Annotated in this window: 2 protein-coding genes and 1 pseudogene; all 3 read right to left on the minus strand. The window is 58.4% G+C overall.

Features of this window, described 5'->3' with window-relative positions; all coding sequences use genetic code 11:
* Nucleotides 1-162: 162 nt before the first annotated feature.
* Nucleotides 163-992: pseudogene (locus AWB81_RS49260) on the minus strand (sigma-70 family RNA polymerase sigma factor); the annotation flags it as partial.
* Between the two features lie 554 nt (nt 993-1,546).
* Nucleotides 1,547-1,903 carry a sigma-70 factor domain-containing protein gene (locus AWB81_RS48020; protein WP_235026231.1) on the minus strand — a complete coding sequence of 119 codons (357 nt, stop codon included), beginning with the start codon at nt 1,901-1,903 and terminating at the stop codon, nt 1,547-1,549.
* A 304-nt stretch (nt 1,904-2,207) separates the two neighbouring features.
* A partial coding sequence (locus AWB81_RS48025) for a hypothetical protein (protein WP_235026232.1) occupies nt 2,208-2,518 on the minus strand: 311 nt, incomplete at its 5' end.

The raw sequence follows: 2,518 nt of genomic DNA on the forward strand, positions 1-2,518 counted from the left end.
CTTTGCAGCGCAGCTTCCGCACCGCTGAGAAGGCCGTTAACACCTGGTGCGATCAGGTCAAAATCGCCGCGTAGAAACTTGACTCGACTGCTACAAGATCAATTCAGTCAAGGAATCTAGTCGCGCACCTTTCAACGCGCCGCGCCGATGCGCATGCGTAGCTTAATGGTCGTGGAACTCTCGTAGCTTGTCGGCGTGGCTCGTGGGCATCAGTTTTCGCATTGTCTTGCTCTCGATCTGGCGAATCGCTTCGCGTCACATCGAACTGTTTGCCTAGTTCCTCGAGCGTATAGTCGGACAGGGTATCAATCCCGAAGCGCAATCTTAGGATCTTTACTTCACGAGGCGACAGCGCGTCGAGCGCCTCATCGATCGCGGCTCACACGTTTGCGTGAACAGCGGCGCCCACCGGAGACGCCGCATTCGGATCTTCGGCCATATCGTCAAGCGTGGCATCGACGTCCTCTCCCCACTGGTGTCTCAAGCGAGACTGTCTGTTTGGCAAAAAACTTGAGCATGCCGGGACGTTTCGTCTGGCATCTCCATGCGTACGGCCAGTATGGACGGATGCGCTTGCTTCCCTGTCTGCTACAAGATTTCGCGTGAGATGCGCTTGAGCTTCTTGATCGATTCGACCATCTGCACCGGCACGCGAATCGTGCGGGCCTCGCCGGCCAGCGAGCGCGTCACCGCCTGTCGTATCGCCACGTCGCGTAAGTAGACAACTTCCAGACGTGCTGGTAGTCAAATTTGTCGGCCGTCTACATCAAGCCAATGTTGCCTTCATGAAATCAGATCCAAGAAGTGCATGCCGCGGTTCGCGTGCTTCGTCGCGATGGAGATCACCGGGCGCAGGTGGGCCTCGATCATCTCACGCTTTGCCTGCCCCACTTTCGACTCAGCCGCCATCATTTGCCGGTTGATTTTCTTCAGCTGTCGATCAACTTTCGTTGCTCGTCCTGCATCGCCGGCAAACTGCGTTTGAGAACCGCGCTCTGTTCGCGCGACGCCACCGCTAAGTTGGCAGCCCAATCGAGTTTGGTCTCGTGGCCGAAAAAAGGACGCGACGATCTTTTTACGCGGCACACCCACTGCAGTCCACGGCGATTTGCAATTCGCGCCGCTCGACCCTATGCACATGCGTCACCTTATGATGCAAATCGGGGCACACGCGGTCGATGCTTCGTTACCCTACTGAGGTGCGGCGGCGGCCGCGCCCTTGCCTTCCGCGATAGTGGCACCCGGCATGTGATCGAACAGATCACCTTCTCGTGCAAGAATAGCGAGGCTGTCGCTCCGAAACTGCTCCAAGCGCGCTTCGTTTGCCGTGCGAACCACCACTCTGAGATCGCTGGCATCAGCGTCGGGACTGGGTCCGTGTCGATGTCCTGTAAAGTCGCTGAATTCAACGTCGACAATTCGCCCGCTGCTGTCTCTTCGTTGAGGTCGTCGACCCGTTCGTTAATACGGAGTTCACCGGCTGCAGCCTGCTCCGTACTCGCAAGAATAGTGCAGATCGTCGCCAGGCAGGCCGCAGTCGCGTGAATCACTTGATGAATATCCGCTCGGTGCGTTTCGCAATCTGCACCTCGCCTGCGCGATTCAACAATTCGTTTCCGCCCGCCGCACGCATGTACATGCGCACGGTATCGGTCGTGCGGCCGAATTCCAAGTCAATAGCCGAGGGTGTGACTTCCGTTTCCTCGTCCGACCCGTCGTCGGACGAGGCTGTCGGCGCGGCACCGTTCAACAGCAACGTTTCGGATTCGGGCGCCTGCTCACAGATGGTCACCCTCATGTGAATGTGCTGACGATGGTCTCGATGGCGGCGGCGCGCGCAAAATTGTCCAGCAGGTGATCGTCGATTTGCGCGTGGGCCCTGCTCCTTGCCCAGGGTCTTCAAGCGTGTGCCTTACTCTGCTACCCGGCGGCCAAGGCAGGGGTTTCAGTGCTGGCAAGCGTCAAGTGTGCGTTACTCGACGTGAAGCTTTGGATCCGCCGTCTTGAGATACGCATAGTGGCTTTGTCGGCGGCACTTGTTGGCGCGGCTTCCCTTTTGATTTTTCGACGCACCACGACGCACTACATTTTTTCAAATGCGTGCCTGCCATCACACTTCGAGACGCACCGATCGTGCCGTCGAATTTGCGGAAGTGCGCAAGGGTGTTGCGGCGGCTCCGTCGGGTTCTCTCTCGCCCGGAAATGCTCTAAGGACAAGCATGCGCGGAAAGCCGGAAGCTGTTTTGGCGTTTTCCAACTGACGGATCCACTTCGACAGCCGGCAATGCGCCTGTGCATCCTCGCGCAATGTGCGTACCGCCTTCGCCAAAAATGCCGGCCGTCGCAGCGCGCTCTTGGCTGCAGTGCCGCCACGAACCTTCGGACGAACCGCGCGCGGCGGCCGTTGATTGCGCGGCCCTTTTTGCGAAACCGTGGCCTTCTGTCACGGATCGGCGTAATCGGTCCATTTCATGATCGGCGTAATCGAGCCACCGGATGATCGCCGTAATCGAGCCAG

The sequence above is a fragment of the Caballeronia arationis genome (genome assembly GCF_001544975.2).
GTDB lineage: Bacteria > Pseudomonadota > Gammaproteobacteria > Burkholderiales > Burkholderiaceae > Caballeronia > Caballeronia arationis.